We start from the raw sequence: 22,537 nt of genomic DNA, 5'->3' as shown, positions 1-22,537 counted from the left end.
TTGTTCTTTACTATTATGGTATAAGTAATAACTTGATTTTGGATAATTTAGATTCGAAGTTAAATAATCAAGTCGCGATACTTATCTGTGGACACGGCAGTAGAAATAAACTAGCCATTACTGAATTTCAAGAATTAACTCAGTTTATCCAAAAAAGATACCCAAACTTTTTGGTTGAATATGGTTTCTTGGAATTCGCCAAACCTTCACTTGTTGATGCTCTAGACAAATTAAGAGATCTTTCTATAAAAAAAGTAATTGCAATACCCGCAATGCTTTTCGCTGCTGGCCATGTGAAAAATGATATACCTAGCTTGCTTATGAATTATTCAAGTAAAACAGGTATTGAAATAATTTACGGAAGAGAATTAGGTATTAATAATTTAATGATTAGTGCAGCTTGTGAAAGAGTTAAAGATGTATTTAAACAAAATAATACACTCAAACCTGAAGAATCATTATTAGTTGTTGTTGGTAGAGGCTCTTCTGACCCAGATGCTAATTCCAATGTTTCAAAAATTACGAGAATGATCGTAGAAGGTATTGGTTTAGGGTGGGGGGAAACAGTTTTTTCTGGGGTAACTTTCCCTCTAGTTGAACCTGGCTTGAAAAATGTTGCGAGACTTGGTTATAAAAATATAATTATTTTCCCTTATTTCCTTTTCTCAGGTGTCCTTGTCACAAGAATAAAAAGGCAAAGTGATTTAGTTGCTATTAATAATCCAAATATTTCATTTATACATGCAAAATATCTTTCGTCACAGTCTTATGTGGTCGACACTTTTGTAGAAAGGATTGAAGAGATTCTTAATAACGAAGGTAATAATTTTATGAATTGCTCAACCTGTAAATATAGGTCAAATTTATTTGGCTTTGAAAAAGAAGTTGGAATGGTACAAGAAAGTCATCATGACCATGTAGAGGGCTTGGGCATCAGTTGTGATTTATGTGATCCTGAATGTAATGGTGCTTGTGAAATACAAAATCAAATACCAACTCATAACCAAGAAAAATCAAACTCAGGAGGAGGAGATTACTTGGAAAATGAACATGTGGAGGCTCATCAGCATGAACATAATCACCATCACCATCACCATAGTATTTATCCAAACTCAAAACATCCTTTAGGACCTGTCACGCTTCGCTTGCCTAATAAAGACTAAATCTTAAGAAAATCCGTTGAAAACCAATTAATCACCTGTCTCTTTCTCGACTTAGTCTTAATAGACTCAGTATATATAAGTATTCTTAATATAAATTCTTGAAAGTATTTTGGACTAGATTTTCCACAATTTAAAGGTTGTTTTCCACGTCCAAATCCACATTGGATTAGAAATGCCAGTATTTTTCAAAAAAAACAGGACATCAACATTATTATTGACTTTTCTTTAAGATTTATTCAATTTCCTTTTTTAAAAAGTAAGTTTTTTAAAAACTAACTTATAACATGAGTCTTATATGATAATTGAAAAATTATCTGGCTAACTCTTTTTGACATTTAGAAAAAAAAACATAATTATAGTTGTGTAGAAAATATTATTTATGGATCAATTCAGCCAATCAAATTTGTCCGACGTGAACAACAAGGAACTCTCTTCAAATAAAGTCTCTTTAGAAACAGAACTTTCAGAATCTCTCTATAACACTATGAAAGATTTTGTTTTAAGTAACCCAACTTGGGATCAATATAAGCTTATAAATTCAGCATTAGCCACTTTTCTGGTTCAAAACGGATGTACTGATAATTCTGTTTCTGAAATTTATCTAAATCAATTATTTACTCCCTCTAAATCTTTTTAATATTTAGGCAGGCCCTCCTACTCAAAGCCATCATTGTAAGTGTGGGGCTTTGCCAAGATGAAGTTGGCCAGCATGCTCCATCTAGCACAAGTACATTCTTGCATCTCCAAAGTCTATTAAATTTATCAACTACGCTATTTTCTTCGTTTGTTCCCATTGGTGCACCTCCTACTTCATGTATGTAATATCCTGGCGGAGGAGGATTATCTGAAAGCGGGATTAAGTTTTTTGTTAGTAAACTACCAAAAGGTATATTAATTAGTTCATCAATATTTTTTATTTCTCCATCTGCAGCTTCTATTGATTTTTGTATTGTCTTTTCCATATGTTTAGCCATTCTTAACTCATTATCGCTCCATTCGAATTCGATGTAGGGAATTGGGATACCCCATTTATCTGTTTTTCTTGAGAGAGAAACTGAGTTTTTTTCTCTGGGAAGTACTTCACCATGGGCGATGAGAAAGCCAATAGATGTACTTTTATCTTTTTGCAAAAATTTAGGTATCCCTAATCTATCAATTGCCCCCCAGATTCCATAACCTCTATTGAAATTTATGTCGTCAATTTTTGGTAAATTTGAACCAAATGGAATAAAGAAGCTGCCTGCTCCAGAAAGATAGGGAAGATTATCTAGTAGTTTTACTGAGTTTTTTGTTTTTGGCACTGAAAAAAATCTGCAGATAGAGATATGGTCCATAAGGTATTTACCTAATTTCCCAGAAGTATCTTTGAAACCTGAGGAATTTGATTTATATTCTGAGTTCAGTAGTATTCTTAGAGTTGAAATTGTAGATGCGCAAAGGAGGATTAAATCACAATTTAATTCTTTTTTACATCCATTTTCTAGGTTTACGATCGTAAGTTTTGATGCAATTTCTGTCATCTTGTTAACCTCAAAAGACTCCACTAGGTGATTTGAGATTATTTGTACATTTCCAGTATCTAGAGCCTTTTTTAAAGTACTTCCTACACTGGAGGACTGAGGCCATTTTTTATCTTTTACTGATGAATTTCGGTCAAATCCTCTTGATTGGATAAATGGATAGTTTAATTTTGATTTAACTTTTCTGCCAAAAACTTTCTCGTTTTCTGTAAGAGGGATTTCACTAATATATTTACCGTTTGGGACTTCTTTAATATCATCTTTTCGTCCATAGATTCCACAGAAACTTTCAATGAAATCATAGTGAGGGGAGAGTTCATCGTATGAAATAGGCCAGTTTGGTCCAAATCCGTCTTTGTTAGCTGGTTGAAAATCTTCTGAAGAGAGTCTTAATGTTATTCCTCCCCACGTTAATGATCTCCCACCATATTGTTTACCTTGAGTCCAAAGGAAGGGCTTTTTTTTTGGGGAGTCATAAGGATGCTTTAATTCATTTGTATATAAATCAGGATTATTTTTCCAATAACCGGGATGTTGGCATTGATTAGCATGTTTTTTTGTTATTACTCCTGATAATCTTTTAAATGTACTTTTTGGCTCATTATTACTTGCTTCAGACCTTTTAATTTGAGGCCCTGCTTCTATTACTAAAACTTTTATCCCCTGTTCTGCCAATGTAAGTGCTGCTACTCCTCCTGTAGCTCCAGAACCAACAACAATTGCATCATACGGACTTATATCCAAAACCTAGCACGTGATTTGTTATTTCAATAAATATAGCATTCAGTAAATAATTAATTTTTAGATTTCAGCTTAAGAAGTTAGAATTTATTAAAATAATACTCAAAAAAATGAGATTTATAATTTTATTTGTTTTAATAATTGTTTTAACCTTACCTTTTAGAAGCTTTGCTGCGTTGGACTATGGTAAACAATCCTTGATAGGGGCTGATTTTTCTGGATCTGATTTAAAAGGAGCAACTTTCTACTTGACTGATTTACAAGACGCAAATTTATCAGGTTGTGAGCTCCAGAATGCAACTCTTTATGGAGCAAAATTGAAAGATACTAATTTAAGTAACTCCAATTTAAGAGAAGTAACTTTAGACTCAGCTGTCTTAGATGGAACAGATTTATCAAACACTAACTTGGAGGATTCTTTTGCTTATAGTACACAGTTTGAAAATGTAAAAATCCAAGGCGCAGACTTCACAAATGTTTTTTTGCCAAAAGATATTGTTAGGAAATTTTGTGAAAGTGCCTCTGGCATCAATCCAATTACAAATAGGGAAACCAGAGAAACTTTAGAATGCGATTACATTTAAATTTATGCACATATAAGTTCTTTTTTAATCATTCTTTGTTTATAAAGTGATCTTCCAACAGGCCAACCTAAAGTTGATAAATGTCTCATTAAAGAAATTGAGTGCTTGAAATAAAGTCTGTCTGAATTTGTAATACCAAGCTCTTTGAGAGTATTTGTTAATAAAAATAATTCTTTTTTAGTGCCTTTTTTTTTATCTAATAAAATAAATCCCTTAACGGATAATTTATTTTCAAGAGCCTTATCATTTTCAGCAAAACCAACTTTAAGTAAATTAAATTCATCAGAATAAAAAGTATAAATTATTCCATCCTTGAATTTATCTGAAGAATTATGGACATTAAAACTTGATGATATTAATGCTTTGTGTCCTTTTATGATTTTTCTGTTATTCATTATTATTTGATTTCGTTCTGAGCTATTTCGTATTTCTCCAATAGATTGTTTACTTCTGCAAGTGCAATTCTTTTTTGACAGGCCGAATCATATCTATTTACTGCTATTGAAGGTATTGAACCTTTGCTTTTCATTTCCCTTAAACCAGTTTCTAAACACTGAAAAGCAACACTCGATAGATCCCGACCCTCTGCGGCGGCCCAAACCTTTAAAAGATAAGTGAGATTTGATGGTACTGAGATTTGCACTTTGTTTGAATTTGAAGTATTTAATGCAATATCATCGAGACTAATTTCTTTAGAGGAAATAGTTTCTTTTACTTTTTTCTTCAAAAATTTAACTTGTCTTGTTGCGTCCTCTTTATTCTTGAATTTTTTTTCTATTTCAAAAAAATCTTCTTCAGAATTAATTAAAGCTTCTAATGCCCATTTAGCATCATCTTTTGCAATAGCTGTGCTATCAAGCCATTCATCTCTTATTTTTGACCAATTATTAGGCATAAACTTTATGCAATAACTATAGAATAGTTCAATCTGAATAGATTGTCTATATATTCTAAATAGAATTAATATTGAATGTATAAATCTTAAAATTGAGCCGATTTTCTTAGAGTCTCTATTATTAGAAATAGAAATGATGTTATTGAACAATTAAGACTTTAAAAAATCTATGAATTATGAATGAATAGGTCATTTGTTGTGGAAACTTTTTCTTATTATTCCAGTGCTTTTGCCGATTTATTAAATAATTTGTTCTTCTTTTTTATTAGTTATTGGTTAATTAAATTAAAAAAGTTTCTGAGTTTTTAATCTCTTTCAATAAGTTCAATTTTATATCCATCAGGATCCTCAACAAAAGCCAAGACAGTTGAACTGTTTTTCATTGTTTTAGGTTTGGTTGTTACTTTACATCCATTATTTTCTAATCCTTGGCAAATAACGTGAATATCTTTCACTCCAATTGCTATGTGACCATATTTGTCTCCAAGCTCATAGTCGTCCGACTTTTTGTGCCAGTTATGAGTTAATTCAATTACTGTATTTTCTTTTTCTGAACCATAGCCAACAAATGCCAAAGTGAATTTCCCATGAGGATAATCCTTTTTTCTTAATAAATTCATTCCTAATCTATTAACGTAGAAATCAATAGATTTATCTAAATCTCCCACTCTCAACATTGTATGAAGTATACGCATTTTTAATTATTAATCTAAATTAATTATCTAATATTTAATAAACATCTGCCAAAGTTGAATTTTTAAAGGCTAAGTATTTAATTAAGTTGAGAAAATTAGGTTAATATATAGATATTGAATTTCCAATATATTGAATCAGATATTCCAGAGACTCTCATCAATATTTCTGTATACAATACCCCTGAAGGCTTCAATACCTTTTGGATATTTTTTGTTCTATAAATATTCTTTTTTAAAAATATTATTTTTAATAACTTTTCCAATAGCAACAATTGAAAAATCATTGCCTTTTGGTGGATTATTATTATTTATAATTTTGTTTGCTGGATTAGCAAAAAATCCAAAAGTACCTTATTTCGTTAGATATAACGCATGCCAGGCCTTACTTATTAATGTTGCTTTGATAATAGTTTCATATCTTTTGAGAATAGCTCCCATTCTTGAATTAGGGTCAATTATTTTTATTTTTACATTATCTATTTTTATTTATTCTATTTCTCAATGTCTTTACGGAGTAGAACCTGAAATACCCTTAATTAGTAGATCTGTAAGAATGCAAATTTAAAAAAGATTTATATAGTTGTTAACTTTTTCAGCACTCATTCAGAATAGATTCCCATCTTTGTTGACTTGCTTTTATTGCTTGCATTGGTGGATTAGCTCCTTCTATTTCAAAGGCTTTAATCAAAGATTTATTAGCTAATAAGCCTAATCTTGCCGCCTCTCTTTGCCTTGAGCATACTTTTTTTCTTGATCCATCTTTTAAGCTATTTTCAATTTCTTTAAGTATCTGGCTTGCTTGATTAGATTTAGAATAAAAGTCATTCATATAAACATCAAGTGCAGTATCAGCAAGGATTTGAATTGGAGAGATGATTGTAACTAAGCACACTATAAAACTTGTTAATATAAATATTTTCATAAGAATCTTAGGTGAATTTTTTTTTCGATCTCTTTAATACTAAATAAAAGCTAAGAACGCTTATTGTTCCAGATGGGCCTATTAAAAGATGCCAAAATTGATCTCCACTTGTAGAGAGATTTGTTCCAAAGAAAGTTGTAAAAAAAATCCCAAATATTGGGTAAAGGATAAGAAGCCAATCTTTAAAAGTCCTTTGCCAATTAATTATTAGAAAAATACTTAAAATTACTTGAAAAAGAAGAGCAATAGTTTTACTAAATGAAACATATGAGATTATGGAACATAAAGAAATGCATAAGTTAGTTATTTGAATAAATTTATTTTTTATAACTGAAATTGATAAAAATGTGAGACCTAAAGAAAGGAAAGAATAAAATAACCAATTAAATAAAGAAGAATGATCAACGTAAATCCAGTCGGTTTGAGTATGATCTAAGATTTCAGAAACTGAGGCTAATCCTAAAAAAATAAAACCGTATGGTATGAACTTGTGATATTTTATGTGTTTGAATTTATTGTTAGATTTAATTCCCATCAATATTGGAATGATTGCTGCTTGAAAATGGGCTATTAATAATATTGAAAAAAACAAAATAATCTTTTAATTAGTATTCCTCTTAAATTTAAACAAAAGCTATTCCCAAATTATTTTAGAAGAGAGAAATACCATTGCCCAATTACTATAATTAATACTGTAAGAACAAATGGGAATGCAGGATATCTTGTTTGAAAATTAGCAGGAGGCCATGGAGACCAAGATATTAATCTCCCTTGGGGCTCATTAGATGAAATTTTTTTTGTTTTTAATGATTTATAATTATTATCAGCGAATCCCTTGTTCATTATTTACTGAATAAAAACTAATAATAACAAGAAGAAAAAAGAAGAGCGTAAAAATGCGAATTAATTTTTTATTAGGATTTTAAAAAATGAAAAAATTTAATTAACAAAAATAAATACGGCAACACTTGGTTCTTTTAGAAGTGTTTTTGAATTAATCTAAGTTACTTTATTTAAAGTATCAGGAATTTCCTTTAATAAATAATTTGAAGTTATTCCAAAAATGTAAAAATATCCCGGTGGAAAGTAAAAATTCATAAATTTCTAAATCATTTCTTATATGTTCAACTGTGGAGGCCCATGAAATTTCATAATAGAAAATGTATAAAGCTGTTATCAAGAAAAATAAACTTAGTTTTTTATTTGGGATTGAATTCAAATATGGCCATTTTTTCCAACCTATCCAACCAAATAAAATGCAAATTGTTATCAAAATAGGATCAAGAAAGAAATCATGAAAAAATGGCAGATTATGTAAATTAGTTTCACTTTGAATACTTATTTCCGTTAGAGAATTAAGAGAAAAACCTGTTATCCTCTCTCCCCAACTTATTTCCTCAGCTGCAACGAAGAAGCAAAAAGCGCTCAGAAATAACCATATAAATGAATTTATTGTATTTTTATTTTTACTTTTGAAATAGATAAAAATACCAAGTATTGATGAAATTAAGTATTCAGAAAACTGAAGCCACTCTAAAGGACCATCTTCAATTTTTAATAAATTAAACCATGTTAAACCAAAAATATTTTCCCCATATGGAAGAATATAAACAAAACCATAAATAAAAAGGATGTAATAAATGGGAAATAGATTAACTTCCGGAGAGATCTCACCCCAGGGGGTTTTAATTGATTTCAAAATTTAATTAATACTTCTTAGGATATTCTATAACAAACTTGAAAGGTGAAAATAATAAATATTTTTCTAAATGCAAAAATTAATTAATAAAAAAATATCTTTTAACTATGCACTTCTGATAATTAAGAAGAGCGAAAAGTAGTAAAAGTACGATCCAAAAAGTGAATAAATCATAATCAATCTCTTTTTAATTGTAGATGATGCAATGAAATAGCTTCCTAAAGAGAAAGGTATTATTGGGAATGTTCGTATTATCAATATGAAAATTGGTTTGAAAGTAATATTTTCAAATATATACTTTAGTCGATGATTTCTTATATTTTTTATGAGAGAGATGTTTTTTGAAAATCTTAAATTTGTTTTTCTAAGAAATATGATTTGGGCCATCCCTAAAATAGTTAAGATTGGTGCAAAAAAAATAATATATTTTAAACCGAAAAACTTTATCAATATCAAGTCAAATACTATGGATAATGGTAGGCCAAGTAATATAGAAAAAATATTTATAGATGCCAAATATTTATATTCAATCTCAATTATTAAATTATCAAAGCCATTGCTATATCGTAGAAAGAGAGCAAATAAATAAATGACAATATAAAAAATAAAGATTTTAAATATTGTTGATTTGAAATTTAAATTTTTTCTAGACATATTAAATTAAACATTCCAAAATATTTATCGAAGAACAATCTCTCAAAAATTCTTGCTATTTTAATCAACCTACCAATTCTTGTGTTGAAAGAGTGGCCTCCACTTAATAAATAAGAAAACGGCATAATATTCCTTTTGTGAATTAAATAAAAATTAGGGAATAAATTTTTGAATTTTACATAATCCCTCTCAAAAATTATCCATGAGAGCGCTTGATTTGAGTCTAATAGTGGATCTTTAGATTCAAATTTCCACTCAAGTTGTCTTGTATTAAATGGTTCGTGTCCTATAAGTTTATAGATAAATCTACTCCAGAAATTATTGCTTGGTTCAATCATTATTATTCTACCTCCAGCCAAAAGAGATTTTTCTGCTGATTTCAAAAATAATTCTGGATCACTTATGTGATGAAAAACATTAACTAAGATTAAATTTGATATTTTTTGTTCAAATTTTTTTCCTATATCCATTGCATCAAGTTTGAAATCAGTATTTGAATTCAAGAAAACATCTGTTTTTTTAATGCTCTTAATTATCTGATCTATAAAACTTGCACCGCATCCCAGTTCAATATCTATTCCATCTATTTCAGAGAGAGACTTTGAAATAATTTCATACCACTCGTTATAAAGAAAACCTAATGCTTTATTTGACTTTTCGAAGCCAATTCTATCTTCTGTAATAATCTCACCTTTATTTGACATTTTTTTAACTTAGTAATTATTAAAGAATTTAAATTGAGACATATATTATAAAAAGTTCTTAAATTCAATTTAACATTTATGAAATTAATCTTTAGGATGGAGGAGGTAACATTAGTGTCGGTTCAGAATGATCTGATGTGATCCTAAGTGAAAAGAGAAAATTAACGAATTATATACAAAACATCAATGCATCATTAACACCAAATATATAAAATGAACCTGAGTGATTAGGTAATTTTATTAGTTTATATGCCATAAAGAGTGGTCTCATAATGAATGATCCGAAATTGATTTTCCTACTTGTTTATAAAACGGAGGGGGTGGGATTCGAACCCACGGTACCCTTGCAGATACGCTAGTTTTCAAGACTAGAGCCTTAAACCACTCGACCACCCCTCCAGGCAAAAAATATTTAATTTTAAGCTTTTTAATTATATCAAAAGATGGTTAAATTTTTAGGAACTGATCTGGAACTGCAAGTCAAGCTTTCTTCCAAATTATTGGTATAACAAAAATGCAATCTAGATTTCAAGACTGTAGCCTTAAACCACTCGACCATCCATCCTAAAGCATATTAAGTTATTGATTTTTTGGCTAGATAAAATATCTATTGTCAATAATAGTTATTAATATAAGTATTTAAATATTTTTCAAAATCAATTTATGTATTTATCTAGTTGAAAAAAAAATGAACTTAGTATTTAGTATTTTTGAAATATCTGGTCTGGAAAATTTAACGACTTTTTAAAAAGATAGATCTTTTTAAATAAATACTATAAAAAAAATGGTTTTATTAAATAATTATCATAAAAGAAAAATAAAAGAATTTTTAATTAGGCATATTACTTTTTTAATTCAATATTTTTAGAAGTTGATATATCCTAAACTATTTAATAAATTTTGACTGATATCGAAATTTAAAACATTTTCAATTAATTTAGGTCCAATAAAACAAACACAAATACCGTAGATTAAATCAATTTTTAGATAAGAAGACCCAAAATTAATTAATAATATTATTAAAACTAGTGGACTTATTATTAAATGAGCTAATAGCTTAAATAAAAAATTTATATTACTGTCACTTATAGATGTCCAAATACTTAATCCATCACCTTTACTAGGTATTGCATTCATTCCAATTGAAACAGAAATAATTATTCTAAAAATGTCCTGCCAATTTAAACTCACTAAGCCTAATGTGGATAATTTATTTACTATTGTTGTGTAAGAAATTATCCCTCCTATTAATGAATTGATAAAAAAAGGAGCAGTTGAAATAAGTATATTTTGATATAGATTCTTAGGTTGTTCATGTAGTACATATCCTGATGAATCTCTGAAATTGTAATAGCAATAATTTATTACCTTTGCATTAAAAATAATGCAAAAAAAATGATGAGATAATTCATGGATAATTACCCCAGGCATATAGAAAATAGATTTCAATATTGCTTGCATATAAAAAATAAGATTTGGAAATTTTATTGAAATCTAACTTTAATTTTTATTTTTTACTCTGATATAAGGCCTCTCAAACTTTGGGTCACTTTCATGATTATGATCAGCAAAATGGGAAGGTAATTTATGCGCAAAAGAGCTGGTGAGATTAAAGCAATTGATTAGGGTAAAAAACTTTAGGAATAATTTATTTTTCATATTTAGTTAAGTAACTGGTTAGTTTCACCAATATTTTATTTAATTATCTAGATAATTTTATCAACTGATGTATTAACGATCACCAAAGGATTTGACAAAATAGATTAAAAATCAGAGAATTGTATCTATTCTTATTAATAACGTGAAACTTAAAGGATTCCTAATAGGTTTATTTGCAGGGACTTCTCTATTAGCAACATCTAATCTAGTACCCCCTGTTAAGGCAGGCGCATGTGATAATGCCCCTCGAGCAGGTGATGAATTTATTCCAATGGGTCTCGGTGAATATAGAATTAGATCAACAGTTTATTTGCCTCTCACTTCAAATAATGAAAGGAAAGTTGCATTTGCTTTTAAAAAGTTAGAACTTGAAGCCCAAAAAAAACTAGCTGAATTTGTAGAATCTAAAGTAAAATCATATGATGACCTTGATAAATCTGCTAAAGCAGAAATTATCACTGGTGCCAATGGAGAAGATACAACAGAAGAAATGTTAATAGAGGCCGAAGAAATAATTAGTGGAATTAGTGCTTCAGCAGAAGAACTTCTTCGTGGATCGCAAGAATTAGGTCGATGTCACGAACCTGGAGAGATGGTTATCCTAACAAGAGGTATTAATTCAGAAACTCAAAAAATGATATCTAATACCAAATCTAACACTATTGACAATGACAATAATTCTATAAAAGCTTATAGAAAAGATACAAAAGGTTATTCAGGATATGGCAATAATCTTGATGATTTTTAAAAAGAATAATTACTTATTTAATAAGTAGAATATCCTGATTCGTCTTCAATATTTTCCTCAATTTCTTTATTTTTTTCTTCAACTTTTTCTTTAGGAAGTTCTTTTATGAAATTTGTAATTGATTGAAGTCCTTCTATTGTATATGACCTAAATGTGGAGTTTGTATAAAGTAGAAAAAGAACTAAAGCAGCAATTATAAGATTTCTCATATTTTATTTATTAATTTTTAATATGATAAATTTAGAATAAAATGAAGTTATTTTCAAATATAAATTTGATATTAGAAAAAAAGGTTTGATAGATGAATATTTTTAGATTATTATATTTTATTTTATTTTTGATTTTAGGTAGTAAAGTTTGTCTTGCATCATCTGATCATAAAAAAAATATTTACGATTTAATACATAAAACCAACTATTCTCTGAACAGGACATTACTAGTCCAGAGTGATGAAAATATTAAAGAAATTACCATTTCTGGGAGAGGTAAATCAGAGGAACAAGCCGCAATGAATGCAGCTAAAAATGCATTATTAATGGCATCACCAAGATATATAAAAAAAAGAAGAGTAAGTCTTTATAAAGAGACTGTAATTAATGACAATTTGATTAAAGAGGAGAGCCAGGATAGCTATAGAGAAAGTAGTTACGGATTTAATCAAGGTTCAATTTTAGCGTTTAAGATAATCAAAAGTTCTATGAGAGATAATTTATACTCGGTAGTTGCTAAAGCAAAAGTAAGTTATGGATTGAATGAGCAAGAATTTCATCCCTTGTTTAAACCATCAAAAGTAAGCACCAAAGAATTAGGTATTCAAAAAATTTTTAAAATAGGCGTTGGTTTTACAGAAGAGGATGCCATAAATGATGCTATAGAGCAGGCGTTAATATTTATTGCAGGAGAAAAAATTAATGTCGAGACTAACTTAGATGTTTTGGCACAGCTAACCTCTCTTGTAGATAAAGAACTTGAAGAAAATGATTTATACACAAAAGAAACATTAGGTGATCTAACTAGTGGATATAGTGAGGGTTATATTGAATCATTTAAGAAATTAAATTCTTATGAAGAAGATGGTTTGTTTAAGGTAGAGGCAGATATATTAGTTAGAAATAAAACTTTTTCTTCTTATATAGATGAAAAATTAATGCCCTCAAGGATAAAAATAATTCATGGCAAATAATAAAGTTAAAAAATAGATATGAAGAATTTTATTAAGAATTTATTTATTTTAATTTTTGCAAGTTCATCCTTAGGGATTATTAAAAATAATAATTCTTTTTTTCAAATTTTAGCTTCCGAAGGAACTAAAGTTGAAATTAACTTTGGAGAGTCGTTTGGGATAGATCAGAATATCAAAAATTTAAAAGATCGAAAAAATATTTACGAGAAAGGAATTATCGATAAAGTAAAAGAAGGTAGGTCGAATGAATATAAAATAGGTAGATATATTATTGGAAAAAGGTTTTTCAGAGAAGATTATTGTAAAGAGATTGGGAAATATTCAATTATTGGAACAGTGCCATATGTTTCATGGTGCCACGAAGATAGTGGTCCTTTTAGTCTTATTACTAACCCTGAAAGTGCATTTATACTTCCTTTAACAATTGAATTAAAATCAGGGTTTAAAAAAAATCTAATAGATACATTGTTGGATGGTCTTGAAGCAGATTATATAGGAGTTATAAAAGGCCATGAACATAATCCAATGAAACTTGCAGGACCAGATTTTAAGTTTGGTCAAGATCAATTATTTGGAATTGTAGATCACACCAAAAAATTGATGTTGTTATATGAAATTAATGACTTGGGAATAAAACAAAATACTAATTTCAGTAAATTATCCGCAAAAAATAGTTCTTATGATCTTGTAATTAATTTGATTGACAGAAAAGGTCAAGTATTTGGTGGAGTTTCATTTGGAGAGAATAAAAAACACTGTTTTAATCATTCAAAAAACTGCCTTTTAAATAATATTCACTTACTGGAATTTCATCATAAAATCCATTCTCCTAACATTGTAAAAGATACGAAATGGGGCTATATAACCGAAGAATTATCACCTCCTCATTCACTAATAAAAGATTATGTTAGTTTTCAAAAGATTTTTTTAAGTAGAAATTATTATTTATTAATTGATATTAATCAATATCAAGCAAGGAATATTTCAAGTGTTGAAGTCAAAGATATCATAAATGAATAAATTTCTACTCTGTAAAAAATATATTTTTGTTTTTTTGATAATTAATTCATTTAATACTTCTGTTTTTGGGAAAGAGAGAAATTGCTCGAATTACCCATATCCGGAAGGTATTTATTATAAAATTAAATCCAACAATCAAAAACAATATATTTATACACAATCTGCATTTATCAAAAGTAAAAATAATAGAAAAATAGTTTTTAACAAAAGAAAAAATGATTTATTTGCAATGGCGTCCTTGCATAAACATATCAAACTAAATTCCCCAAATTACTATGAAGAAAAGATTGGAGTTTATAGAATTTATTCTTGCTTTAATAATAATGGTACATATAAGATTTCTTATGCTCAAAGAGTAGAAAATTTAGAGAGTTTAAATAATTTTCAAAGAGTAAAAAGATTTTTCGGGAATATATTTCAAAATAATTGAAGTTTCAGATATATTTAAAATCAAAATATAAATAAAATAGTAGTATGAAATTTGGATTAATTTCAGGTTAATACTATGTATGAAACATTAGCCTGCAGTTAAAAATTCTTAATTACAAATCTTTTAAATTTAAAAATAAAACGAGTATGAACATAAATTGTTTAATTAAAAATTTTTTTATATTATTTTTTAGTATCCTTAATTTGTATTCTTTAAAGACATATGCTATAAATTGTGGATCGCCAGTTCACAAAAATAAAGCAATATGTAGAAGCAAATCAAATGTTGAACCTATAATTAATCCCAAAGAATTAATTGAAAAAGTAACTGTTTTAATAGAAGGTAATGGGAACCCTGGATCCGGTGTAATTATTAATAAAGAAAATAATTTATATAGTATTTTGACATCTGCTCATGTTGTTTGTAGTAGGCGTAATCAATCTGTTGATACTGAAGAATATGCTGTTAAAACTTTTGACGGTGTTTGGCATGATTCATACGATAATTCAAATTTGAATGTTAAGTGTCCTCCCATTTTGACGGGGCAGGAAAAGATGAGCAGTAAATTTTGTAGTGCAGCAGTAAGTAAGGCTTATCCTTGGCCAATAGATATTGCTATTTTAGAATTTAAATCAAATAAAGAGTATGAGGTCGCAAAAAAGTCTAGTTCAATTAAAAAACTTGGTAAAGATGTTTATATTTCTGGCTATCCCATATCTAAGGATGGAAAACTTGTGATCAGGGAAAGTCAGGGAACTGTTGATGTCCCTCCATCTTCCATTAATCAAACTTGTAAAGGATATGGCTTGAGATATATTGCTCAAACTGAAGTTGGGATGGATGGTGGAGGTGTCTGGTCAAAGAATGGAAGATTAGTGGGCATTCATGGTTACCGTGAAGTAAGTAGAGAAGATGACATCGCATTAAACCGAGGAAGCTATGGGAGTGGAATCCATGTTCCATATTGGAAAGAAATGATTGATCCATTAAATCCTTCTAAAGGATTTACAGAAGATTTTGAAAAAAAAGATGGTAAAGATGATGTATATGGAATAATAAGCAAAGCCAAGGCGTTTATAAATGTAGCTAGGTCAGAGAAAATTAACAATAATCCAAATTTTATTATTGAGGAAGCTTCTACTTCCATATTAGAAGATTTAAAAAGAGCTGAGAAAATAGATAGTAAACAACCTTTAGTTCCAGCACTTTTGGCTCAGATTTATATCCGTAGATATGAAGATGGATCTAAACAAAAAGTATATTTAACAAATGCTCTTAAGAATATTAATAAGGCGATTTTACTTCAAAAGCCTAATTGGTTGGGTCCAAAGGCTTCATATGATGGCAGTTTCGAGGCGATAAGAGCTTATGTACATTTTTTATATGGCCAACATATAAATAATCAAGATTCTATCCTTTCATATCGTTATGCAATAAAAAATATCGATGCAAGATTATCTTTAAAACCGAATGATGTAGAGTCATGGAAAGATAAAGCTAATTATCATTTTTATGCAAAAGAATTAGGAAATGCATACGCATCTCTTATCAAGGCTTCAAAGTTAGCGCCTAAAGACCCAAGTATATTTATAGATATGGGATTTATTCTAGTAGAAAATAAAGAATATATAAAAGCATGCGAAGATTTTAAGAGGGCTAAAAATCTTATAAATGAAGGAATTACTAGACAAGGAAGTCAAGGCTCATTTGCAAAGGATTACAAACAGCAAAAGAAGCGAATGAAACCCTTTACAGACGCTTTAGGTTGTTGAGAATAATACTTTGAATATATTTGATCTTGGATAAATTACTTTTTGTTTAGGGATCTTTTAAATTAACTTGACCGAGAGCCATAAAATAGGCAATTATACTTCAATAATATATATAAGGTTTATGACACGTTCATTGTTTACAGCTACATCAGCCTTATTTCTTGCAAGTACATTAGGTGTAGCAGATGTTTATGCTTTTGGCGTTCCTAAAGTCCCTGGACTTGGAGGTGGAGGCGGAGGTACTAATGCTATTACTACCAAAGCGAAAACAAAAGCTGCTAAGACTATTTTGAAGGATGTTGGCAAAATTGCTTTCAGAGGTGGCAAAATTGTTGCATCAAAACAAAAATGGGCATGCGATAAACTATCAAAAGCACAAAAGATTGTTTTAGCAATCAATGCCACAGATCTCATAGAACAAGTTTCTGATTTGCGAGAGACATTATATTGTGGAATTACAGATCCTATTCCTGCTGAATTACTAGCACCAGAAGAAATAAAAGGTGATGAAACTGAGAATTTTGCATCATAGTATTAGATGCAGTTTAATTCTTTCTGATAAAAATAATTTTTGATTAGTTACTCTGTTTAGAAATGTAATTAATAAAAATCTATTATTCATAACATTTTGCTTTTCTAATCAAGCTTGCTCCACCACCGATTGGCCCAGGTTTTGGAGCCATCCATTCTCCTTTTGAAGAATTGCTTAATTTCCTAAAGACGGAATAAAGATTATCTTTACAACTTACAGCAATCCATCCGTAATCTGATTTTCGTGAAATGTATGGATCATATTGATAGGATTCCTTTTTTTGATAGAAATATGCAGCTAATATATAGTCATATATCTTTTGTGTATTTGAATTATATTTAAATTCTCGAGAATTATTTTTATATAAAGTAATCCAATCACCTTCATGTTTAGAAGCACTATACTGAGGCTTTTCTATATCCCATAAATATTTCGTTCCTGCAGTATATCCCCAACTGGAGGCTGCACTAGTTCTTTTACAATAAATTTGTGCTATTTCTTCATAGCTTGATCCCTTCTCGATAGTATTCCAAGTACCTCTTTGAGACATTTCTCTTTTTTTTCTTAGATAGTAATCCTTATTTCGACAATTTATATCTAACCGACCAAGTATTTGTTTATTCCCCTCTATTAACTTCATTTGCATTCTGAACGAATTGTTGTTTAGAGGCTCATAACTTAATAGATTTATCCATTGTGTAATATTCCTATAATTATCAACGCCAACTGGATGCCATTCAAAACTTTTTATGTTCGCAGACAACTTTTCAGGAAATTTTAAATGGCAAAAAAGTAAAATACCAAAAATTAGATAGAGTTTTTTAAGAAGGGATAGCACTTAGGTAATTTTTTATCAATTTAATTATTTTATTCTCTCTTTTAAATAGGGACAAGTTTATTTAATAGCCCTTCAAAACATATAATCACAAACATGTTTAATCTTAAGCTAAAAAGTTTTTCAAAATTAACTTTTTAGAAACTAATTTTGAATTGTAATATAAGTTATCTCCTAAACAAATAATAAAACTAAAACAAAAAGGGCTTTTAAGAATTAAGGGGTGTAGGTAGATTTCGTTTTATTCTTAAATTAAAATAATTTACCAAGATTAATTGCATATCAGCATCTTTAAAAATAATTTTTTGGAGATCCTTTCATTGATAATGCTTTCATAAATTTAGATAATAATTAATTTATCCAAAATTGACATTTTGTTGAAATAAACCAAATAAGTTGTTGCCAACTATGGCAGCTATAATTAAAACAAAGGCTACTATGGCGAAAAGAGCACTTACATCTTTTATGTCATAAGGCGATTTAAATAAAGGTTTCTGGTCTGCCATAGTTATCTAATTTATAAATGCAATTAAATCATATTAGTTAAATGGTTGTGTGAAGTATTAAGTAAATTTTTAAGTTTAAGATTAGATAATAAAAAAAGGCCACTTTTAGGGGCCTTTTTTTATTTGTTGGACAAATTAATTAACTAACTTGTATAGGATTTACCTCTGTAAGTAAGTTCGAGATGTTGCTTCTTAGCTGTTTCTTTGTTCTGGACGTACTTTTGTCCTCTGTAAGTTAGAGTCATTTTTTAAGCTCCGGTTTCGCTTAAGTCCCCGTTCCCTGGCTTAAGTCGATTTGCGGCTTGCTGAACACAAGTTGAACGTTTTGGTAGCGGTTGCTACAAATTTATATTAACATCTTAAAAAATTATTTGTCTAGCTTTTAATAAATTAACTTAATATTTCAATTATTAAATTAGGCTTCTACCAAAAATAATTATGTTTATCTTTATGTATTTTCTTACAGGTTACATTTTGTACGTTTTTGAGAAGTATTTTTTATTTAATGAACTTTTAAATGTAAAATTCTTAAGATTATAAAATTTGTTTTATGTTTTCTAGAAGCAAAAAACCTACAGTAAAAAAATCTGCAATAGTTGAAGAGACTCCATTATTTGCTCAATTACTACCATTTGCAAACAGAATGAATGATAAGGTTCAATTGGTAAATGCATTAGCTTTTACTTTTATTATGGGATTCTCAATTTTTGGAATTGCTCTGTGGAGACTTTCAGCACTTACTTAATTATTTAATTTTTGCAAAGCATTAATTTTTGATTCTTTGTTTTTGATTATTGTTACTAACCATTTAGAGGCAAGTCCCCTGGATATTGATCTATTTTTTAGAAATCTACATATATAAATGTGTAGATTTTTTTCATTTTTGGAGTTAAATTTTTCCTCAAACTCTAGTATTTCTTCTTCTGAGGTCCTTTTTCTTAGCTCATCAACCAAGGCATGACTAGAAGAATCATTAAATAAGTTCCCAATATTTAAGCTTAATGTCATAAATAATTTATGTCCCTATTTAAGAGGTAGCCATAAATTAAATTTTTAAAAACTAATTTATATTTTTTATTTACAAATTATTTAAATTTAGTCTTTTGGTTTGGCCAGAGGAAGCAGGCACTTATCTGAATCACACCCAGCTGGCCCAGCTTCAGATAGTTCTCCAACATCATATTTATTGAGAGCGTCAAAGAAATCGTTATTAACTTTCCTCTCTATTACTTTATTTTGCAATGATATATATTCGTCTTTACTTATTGGTTCAAAAGGCAATCTCGGGAAAGTTGCGTTGGCACTAAATCGAGCTAGTAATGCTGCCGAAATATATCCTTCATTATTTTGTATTGCATTATGAATGGCTTTCGCAAGGCCCTCTATTTCATTTTCTCTGAATTCTACTGTCGCAGAGGTATTATGCTCTGTATAAAATTTCTGAACCTGCATATAAAAATCAAATTGAGCTAATGCTGAGAAGTTATTGATGTCTATTTGGTCTGCGCCCTCTATATTTGCCCAGCTAACTTCTGTAGGGATTTCAACTAACCATTCTGTACATCTTGGATCAAATGGATTATCAAGTAAGCAGCCATTCTCATCTTTATCAGATTGAGATGGAACAACTGAGTAACCATAATCCATGCATGCTAAAGCAATTGGATCATTTTTCCTGAAAGTTATTCTTCTAATGAATCTTTGAGCTTTTGGAGGATGCCATCCTGGAGCTGCTCCAGTTAGAAGACTTTTAGTCCCAGCTGGCTGGACAGTTGTACATCGATTTGGTCTTCTTAGATTATGTTTATCACAATATTCCCAAACAGTTTCTTTTACTATTTTTCTCCAGGAATCTAGGAATTTAGCTTCCTTCTCCTTGAAAGCCTTTCCTTCTTTGTTATTTGGTCTTCCTGCTTCCCACCACTTCAGCCATGGTGTCCCAAAGGCATGTACACAAAAATCAAATAATCCAGTGAAACTTACTCCTACAATAGGGTCATATTCTCTACTTTTTCTGTAACGCTCAACTTCAAATTCATGATTAAGCAAGCACGCTACAGAAAGAGCGGCTGCTTTAAAAGCTTTTTTTTGCTCTTCAAAATTTCCTGGATCAATCTGATTTAAATGAACTTCAGCCAAATTGCAGTGGAAATCGTTTCCCAAGATCTCCCCACAAGGGTTAAGTCCATATCGGCTCATCCTGTGGTCTAACTCTTCTACTGAAAAAGGACCATAACTACTATTTATCCAATTTCTCGCTTCATCCTTGCCTTGTTCTGAGTAGATTTCAATGAATTCCTTTCTCAATTCATCATCTTTGAGAATATCTGCATTTGACCTTGCGATTGCTTCTGGTGCAAATTGAATGGCTCCCTCACCCGAATGGAATTGTTTTGTTACTGCATCCAAAACAGTTTGGTAAGTAGGTTTTGTATGGTAAACCCTAGTATGATTAGCCATCCTGAGGGCATCTTTTTCAGGATCTATTCTCCAATTACCATTCTCGTCTTGACTCCATAAATTTTCTTTTGCTGATGCTGCTTCCTTATCATCTGAAGCAAATTGTCTCATCCCAGCACTTCTTCTTATATTCCCAGCAACTATGGTTACTGCAGCCTCATCAATTAACAAACAACACTCTACTGTACTTAATTTCCTGCCAATTGCCTTTCCAAGAAGTGATGCGACTCTAGAGTAAAGATCTTTCAACTTGATAGGATTTGCCATACCACCAAAACCTTTTAATGATTCTCCAGCAGGCCTAATATCTTCCAAATCAATATAAACATCAATTTCTCTTTCCAGACTCTCGTTACTTGATGCCTCAAGAAGATATTTATAGCTATCTACCCATCCTCTTCTGCTATCTCCAACTTTGATATGAAGGTCTTTCCCTTTGATTTCTAATGATGATTTTTCTTCCCTTTGATCTTTAGGAGTGATTCCAACTTCACTAACTGATTTAATATTTATTTTGTTTATTACCGTAGGTAGATTATTTATAAAATGAGGCTCAATTATTGCACCTGTCCCACATCCCATCATTGCTAAGTCCATCATCAAAGCAAAGGCTTCCCAATCAATTAAGTTTGTTGAAGTACAGTTGTATGCCCCAGAGAAATTTTGGTTTTTATTAATCCAAGGAGTTCCTCCAATCCATAACCATCTCCCTGAAGGTTGAGCTTTTTGATTGCTTTGCATCTCTCTCATTAGGATCAATTCTTCATCAGAAAGTTTTCCTAATTCTCTTAAGCCTGATAAATTTCTTTCGCCTACTTCACTCCAGTTCTCCCTTTTACCTGAGGTAGTTTTCCTACTGTAAGATCTGAAGAAAACAGGATAAGCAGCTGGCGCAGTCTTTGGAAAATCATCTTTTTTAAGATTATTGGAATTGCTCTCTGAAGAAGCTTTATTTGGTGCAACAGTCACGATAAAAAATGTATGAAAATAACCCGTACTGGAAGAATAACTCTACCTGTGGCGTCTGCAACTATTCTTACCACTATTTAACGGTTTGTGTAGAATTATGTTTATTATGAAATCTTTATTTCAAGGAAGGAAATGGAAAGGATCCCTGAACCTGAATTAATGGAAGAAAAAGAGCAAGTCATTTCTTATGATGAAGCTGATTTTTCAGAAGGGGAAGTTAATCTAATTAATCAAATAAATCATTATCTTTCGAGAAAAAATATTTCTTTAGGTGAAAAAGATTTAATAGTTGATTTAGGATGCGGTCCAGGAAATATTTCTGAGAAGTTAGCAATAAAATGGCCTAATACTGAAGTAGTTGGAATAGATGGTTCTAAAGAGATGATTTTGAGAGCAGAATATAATAAAAATATTTCTAATAATCAAAAAAAATTAAAAAATTTACGTTACATTTGTTCTGATATCAGAGATATTAAATCAATTAATCTTTTAATTAATAGAGATGTAAGCTTACTTGTAAGTAACAGTTTGATTCATCACATTACCAATCTTGAAGATTTCTTCAACACGATAAGAAGTTTGTCCAGTAAAATTACCGTAAATTTTCACAAGGACTTAAAAAGACCATTAGATGAAAAGTCTGCTCTACAACTCAAAACACAGTGTTCAAAGGAATATAATGAGATTTTGACTAATGATTATTATGCTTCTTTAAGGGCTTCTTATACTTTTAAAGAGTTAAAAAATTTCACTTTAGAGAACGATCTACTTTCTTTAGATGTGTTTGAGGACGGTGATAAATATTTAATAGTCTATGGTAATGTTTAAGAACTAAGTGAGAGGCCT

General features: G+C 29.7%; 28 protein-coding genes and 1 tRNA gene. 12 read left to right on the top strand and 17 right to left on the bottom strand.

All coding sequences use genetic code 11. The annotated features are described in order from the left end of the window. Positions 1–32: 32 nt before the first annotated feature. Together EV01_RS01590 and EV01_RS01595 are read left to right on the top strand one after the other, a co-directional pair. Positions 33–1,163, top strand: a complete 1,131-nt coding sequence (locus EV01_RS01590) for a sirohydrochlorin chelatase (RefSeq protein ID WP_413680952.1) — start codon at positions 33–35, stop codon at positions 1,161–1,163. Positions 1,164–1,542: 379 nt separating this feature from the next. Then, positions 1,543–1,800 (top strand): DUF2811 domain-containing protein, encoded by a 258-nt coding sequence (locus EV01_RS01595; RefSeq protein ID WP_032517667.1) that lies wholly within the window; start codon positions 1,543–1,545, stop codon positions 1,798–1,800. Here EV01_RS01595 and EV01_RS01600 read toward each other — a convergent pair. Next, positions 1,787–3,427 (bottom strand): GMC oxidoreductase, encoded by a 1,641-nt coding sequence (locus EV01_RS01600; protein ID WP_032518596.1) that lies wholly within the window; start codon positions 3,425–3,427, stop codon positions 1,787–1,789. The two genes, EV01_RS01595 and EV01_RS01600, sit on opposite strands and share 14 nt — an antisense overlap. A 107-nt stretch (positions 3,428–3,534) precedes the next feature. On the opposite strand from EV01_RS01600, the gene EV01_RS01605 reads away from it, so the two are divergent. Continuing rightward, entirely contained in the window at positions 3,535–4,008 is a 474-nt protein-coding gene (locus EV01_RS01605) for a pentapeptide repeat-containing protein (protein ID WP_032517665.1), read from the top strand. Between the two features lie 2 nt (positions 4,009–4,010). Here EV01_RS01605 and EV01_RS01610 read toward each other — a convergent pair whose 3' ends face one another. The 3 genes from EV01_RS01610 to gloA form a co-directional block, all read right to left on the bottom strand. After that, a complete protein-coding gene (locus EV01_RS01610; RefSeq protein WP_032517664.1) occupies positions 4,011–4,403 on the bottom strand; it encodes an LEM domain-containing protein in 393 nt (130 codons plus the stop codon). 2 nt (positions 4,404–4,405) lie between these two features. Next, positions 4,406–4,903 carry a VHS domain-containing protein gene (locus tag EV01_RS01615; protein WP_032517663.1) on the bottom strand — a complete coding sequence of 166 codons (498 nt, stop codon included), beginning with the start codon at positions 4,901–4,903 and terminating at the stop codon, positions 4,406–4,408. Between the two features lie 305 nt (positions 4,904–5,208). After that, positions 5,209–5,598, bottom strand: coding sequence for a lactoylglutathione lyase (gene gloA / locus EV01_RS01620; RefSeq protein ID WP_032517662.1), 390 nt, complete (start codon positions 5,596–5,598; stop codon positions 5,209–5,211). 130 nt (positions 5,599–5,728) lie between these two features. On the opposite strand from gloA, the gene EV01_RS0109195 reads away from it, so the two are divergent. After that, entirely contained in the window at positions 5,729–6,163 is a 435-nt protein-coding gene (locus EV01_RS0109195) for a Tic20 family protein (RefSeq protein WP_032517661.1), read from the top strand. A gap of 27 nt (positions 6,164–6,190) precedes the next feature. Here the strand turns inward: EV01_RS0109195 and EV01_RS01625 are convergent, their stop codons facing one another. From EV01_RS01625 to EV01_RS01655, 7 genes are all read right to left on the bottom strand, one after another. After that, entirely contained in the window at positions 6,191–6,520 is a 330-nt protein-coding gene (locus EV01_RS01625; RefSeq protein WP_032517660.1) for a hypothetical protein, read from the bottom strand. A gap of 7 nt (positions 6,521–6,527) precedes the next feature. After that, a complete protein-coding gene (locus EV01_RS01630; RefSeq protein ID WP_032517659.1) occupies positions 6,528–7,112 on the bottom strand; it encodes a hypothetical protein in 585 nt (194 codons plus the stop codon). 53 nt (positions 7,113–7,165) lie between these two features. Further along, positions 7,166–7,363, bottom strand: coding sequence for a hypothetical protein (locus tag EV01_RS01635; protein ID WP_032517658.1), 198 nt, complete (start codon positions 7,361–7,363; stop codon positions 7,166–7,168). Between the two features lie 178 nt (positions 7,364–7,541). After that, entirely contained in the window at positions 7,542–8,219 is a 678-nt protein-coding gene (locus EV01_RS01640; protein WP_032517657.1) for a hypothetical protein, read from the bottom strand. Between the two features lie 635 nt (positions 8,220–8,854). After that, positions 8,855–9,577 (bottom strand): hypothetical protein, encoded by a 723-nt coding sequence (locus tag EV01_RS01645; protein WP_032517655.1) that lies wholly within the window; start codon positions 9,575–9,577, stop codon positions 8,855–8,857. A 312-nt stretch (positions 9,578–9,889) separates the two neighbouring features. Further along, positions 9,890–9,976, bottom strand: a tRNA-Ser gene (locus tag EV01_RS01650). Positions 9,977–10,441: 465 nt separating this feature from the next. After that, positions 10,442–11,038 (bottom strand): metalloprotease family protein, encoded by a 597-nt coding sequence (locus EV01_RS01655; RefSeq protein ID WP_032517654.1) that lies wholly within the window; start codon positions 11,036–11,038, stop codon positions 10,442–10,444. Positions 11,039–11,378: 340 nt separating this feature from the next. On the opposite strand from EV01_RS01655, the gene EV01_RS01660 reads away from it, so the two are divergent. Further along, on the top strand, positions 11,379–11,984 hold the full coding sequence (locus EV01_RS01660) for a hypothetical protein (protein WP_032517653.1): 606 nt from the start codon (positions 11,379–11,381) through the stop codon (positions 11,982–11,984). 17 nt (positions 11,985–12,001) lie between these two features. On the opposite strand, the gene EV01_RS01665 is transcribed toward EV01_RS01660, so the two are convergent. Beyond that, positions 12,002–12,193 carry a hypothetical protein gene (locus tag EV01_RS01665; RefSeq protein ID WP_032517652.1) on the bottom strand — a complete coding sequence of 64 codons (192 nt, stop codon included), beginning with the start codon at positions 12,191–12,193 and terminating at the stop codon, positions 12,002–12,004. Between the two features lie 92 nt (positions 12,194–12,285). Between EV01_RS01665 and EV01_RS01670 the strand changes: the two genes are divergently transcribed. The 5 genes from EV01_RS01670 to EV01_RS01690 all read left to right on the top strand — a co-directional run bounded on the left by EV01_RS01670 (position 12,286) and on the right by EV01_RS01690 (position 16,921). Beyond that, a complete protein-coding gene (locus EV01_RS01670; RefSeq protein ID WP_032517651.1) occupies positions 12,286–13,167 on the top strand; it encodes a hypothetical protein in 882 nt (293 codons plus the stop codon). Positions 13,168–13,185: 18 nt separating this feature from the next. Beyond that, positions 13,186–14,187, top strand: a complete 1,002-nt coding sequence (locus EV01_RS01675; RefSeq protein WP_032518595.1) for a hypothetical protein — start codon at positions 13,186–13,188, stop codon at positions 14,185–14,187. Next, positions 14,180–14,617: a hypothetical protein gene (locus tag EV01_RS01680; protein ID WP_032517649.1), complete on the top strand. Its 438-nt coding sequence runs from the start codon at positions 14,180–14,182 to the stop codon at positions 14,615–14,617. The genes EV01_RS01675 and EV01_RS01680 overlap by 8 nt, the downstream gene beginning before the upstream one ends. Before the next feature lie 203 nt (positions 14,618–14,820). Beyond that, the gene (locus EV01_RS01685) at positions 14,821–16,389 is read left to right on the top strand and encodes a trypsin-like peptidase domain-containing protein (RefSeq protein WP_193741456.1); all 1,569 of its coding nucleotides are present in this window, start codon (positions 14,821–14,823) and stop codon (positions 16,387–16,389) included. Between the two features lie 121 nt (positions 16,390–16,510). Beyond that, positions 16,511–16,921, top strand: coding sequence for a hypothetical protein (locus EV01_RS01690; protein ID WP_152556197.1), 411 nt, complete (start codon positions 16,511–16,513; stop codon positions 16,919–16,921). A gap of 82 nt (positions 16,922–17,003) precedes the next feature. Here the strand turns inward: EV01_RS01690 and EV01_RS01695 are convergent, their stop codons facing one another. The 3 genes from EV01_RS01695 to EV01_RS09415 all read right to left on the bottom strand — a co-directional run bounded on the left by EV01_RS01695 (position 17,004) and on the right by EV01_RS09415 (position 18,507). After that, the gene (locus tag EV01_RS01695) at positions 17,004–17,684 is read right to left on the bottom strand and encodes a hypothetical protein (RefSeq protein ID WP_152556196.1); all 681 of its coding nucleotides are present in this window, start codon (positions 17,682–17,684) and stop codon (positions 17,004–17,006) included. Between the two features lie 428 nt (positions 17,685–18,112). Beyond that, positions 18,113–18,262: a hypothetical protein gene (locus EV01_RS09930; RefSeq protein ID WP_179853270.1), complete on the bottom strand. Its 150-nt coding sequence runs from the start codon at positions 18,260–18,262 to the stop codon at positions 18,113–18,115. Positions 18,263–18,405: 143 nt separating this feature from the next. Further along, entirely contained in the window at positions 18,406–18,507 is a 102-nt protein-coding gene (locus tag EV01_RS09415) for a DUF4278 domain-containing protein (protein ID WP_072013464.1), read from the bottom strand. Positions 18,508–18,812: 305 nt separating this feature from the next. On the opposite strand from EV01_RS09415, the gene EV01_RS01700 reads away from it, so the two are divergent. Beyond that, the gene (locus tag EV01_RS01700; RefSeq protein WP_012007475.1) at positions 18,813–19,007 is read left to right on the top strand and encodes a hypothetical protein; all 195 of its coding nucleotides are present in this window, start codon (positions 18,813–18,815) and stop codon (positions 19,005–19,007) included. Here EV01_RS01700 and EV01_RS01705 read toward each other — a convergent pair. Continuing rightward, positions 19,004–19,270, bottom strand: a complete 267-nt coding sequence (locus EV01_RS01705; RefSeq protein ID WP_032517645.1) for an RNA recognition motif-containing protein — start codon at positions 19,268–19,270, stop codon at positions 19,004–19,006. The genes EV01_RS01700 and EV01_RS01705 overlap by 4 nt on opposite strands. 87 nt (positions 19,271–19,357) lie before the next feature. Next, the gene (gene nrdJ, locus EV01_RS01710) at positions 19,358–21,691 is read right to left on the bottom strand and encodes a ribonucleoside-triphosphate reductase, adenosylcobalamin-dependent (RefSeq protein WP_032517644.1); all 2,334 of its coding nucleotides are present in this window, start codon (positions 21,689–21,691) and stop codon (positions 19,358–19,360) included. A 132-nt stretch (positions 21,692–21,823) separates the two neighbouring features. Between nrdJ and EV01_RS01715 the strand changes: the two genes are divergently transcribed. Further along, positions 21,824–22,519, top strand: coding sequence for a class I SAM-dependent methyltransferase (locus tag EV01_RS01715; RefSeq protein WP_032517643.1), 696 nt, complete (start codon positions 21,824–21,826; stop codon positions 22,517–22,519). Positions 22,520–22,537: the final 18 nt, after the last annotated feature.

It is taken from the genome of Prochlorococcus marinus str. MIT 9401 (genome assembly GCF_000760095.1).
Classification (GTDB): Bacteria; Cyanobacteriota; Cyanobacteriia; order PCC-6307; family Cyanobiaceae; genus Prochlorococcus_A; species Prochlorococcus_A marinus_I.
This window is presented reverse-complemented; position numbering and strand designations above follow the sequence as displayed.

Coding starts and splice junctions, on each gene's coding strand:
- EV01_RS01625 (WP_032517660.1), bottom strand. CDS start 6,520: ATGAAAATATTTATATTAACAAGTTTTATAGTGTGCTTAGTTACAATC.
- EV01_RS01610 (WP_032517664.1), bottom strand. CDS start 4,403: ATGAATAACAGAAAAATCATAAAAGGACACAAAGCATTAATATCATCA.
- EV01_RS09930 (WP_179853270.1), bottom strand. CDS start 18,262: ATGGCAGACCAGAAACCTTTATTTAAATCGCCTTATGACATAAAAGAT.
- EV01_RS01670 (WP_032517651.1), top strand. CDS start 12,286: ATGAATATTTTTAGATTATTATATTTTATTTTATTTTTGATTTTAGGT.
- EV01_RS09415 (WP_072013464.1), bottom strand. CDS start 18,507: ATGACTCTAACTTACAGAGGACAAAAGTACGTCCAGAACAAAGAAACA.
- EV01_RS01690 (WP_152556197.1), top strand. CDS start 16,511: ATGACACGTTCATTGTTTACAGCTACATCAGCCTTATTTCTTGCAAGT.
- gloA (WP_032517662.1), bottom strand. CDS start 5,598: ATGCGTATACTTCATACAATGTTGAGAGTGGGAGATTTAGATAAATCT.
- EV01_RS01675 (WP_032518595.1), top strand. CDS start 13,186: ATGAAGAATTTTATTAAGAATTTATTTATTTTAATTTTTGCAAGTTCA.
- EV01_RS01700 (WP_012007475.1), top strand. CDS start 18,813: ATGTTTTCTAGAAGCAAAAAACCTACAGTAAAAAAATCTGCAATAGTT.
- EV01_RS01645 (WP_032517655.1), bottom strand. CDS start 9,577: ATGTCAAATAAAGGTGAGATTATTACAGAAGATAGAATTGGCTTCGAA.
- EV01_RS01680 (WP_032517649.1), top strand. CDS start 14,180: ATGAATAAATTTCTACTCTGTAAAAAATATATTTTTGTTTTTTTGATA.
- EV01_RS01605 (WP_032517665.1), top strand. CDS start 3,535: ATGAGATTTATAATTTTATTTGTTTTAATAATTGTTTTAACCTTACCT.
- EV01_RS01655 (WP_032517654.1), bottom strand. CDS start 11,038: ATGCAAGCAATATTGAAATCTATTTTCTATATGCCTGGGGTAATTATC.
- EV01_RS01595 (WP_032517667.1), top strand. CDS start 1,543: ATGGATCAATTCAGCCAATCAAATTTGTCCGACGTGAACAACAAGGAA.
- EV01_RS01615 (WP_032517663.1), bottom strand. CDS start 4,903: ATGCCTAATAATTGGTCAAAAATAAGAGATGAATGGCTTGATAGCACA.
- EV01_RS01715 (WP_032517643.1), top strand. CDS start 21,824: ATGGAAAGGATCCCTGAACCTGAATTAATGGAAGAAAAAGAGCAAGTC.
- EV01_RS01665 (WP_032517652.1), bottom strand. CDS start 12,193: ATGAGAAATCTTATAATTGCTGCTTTAGTTCTTTTTCTACTTTATACA.
- EV01_RS01705 (WP_032517645.1), bottom strand. CDS start 19,270: ATGACATTAAGCTTAAATATTGGGAACTTATTTAATGATTCTTCTAGT.
- EV01_RS01635 (WP_032517658.1), bottom strand. CDS start 7,363: ATGAACAAGGGATTCGCTGATAATAATTATAAATCATTAAAAACAAAA.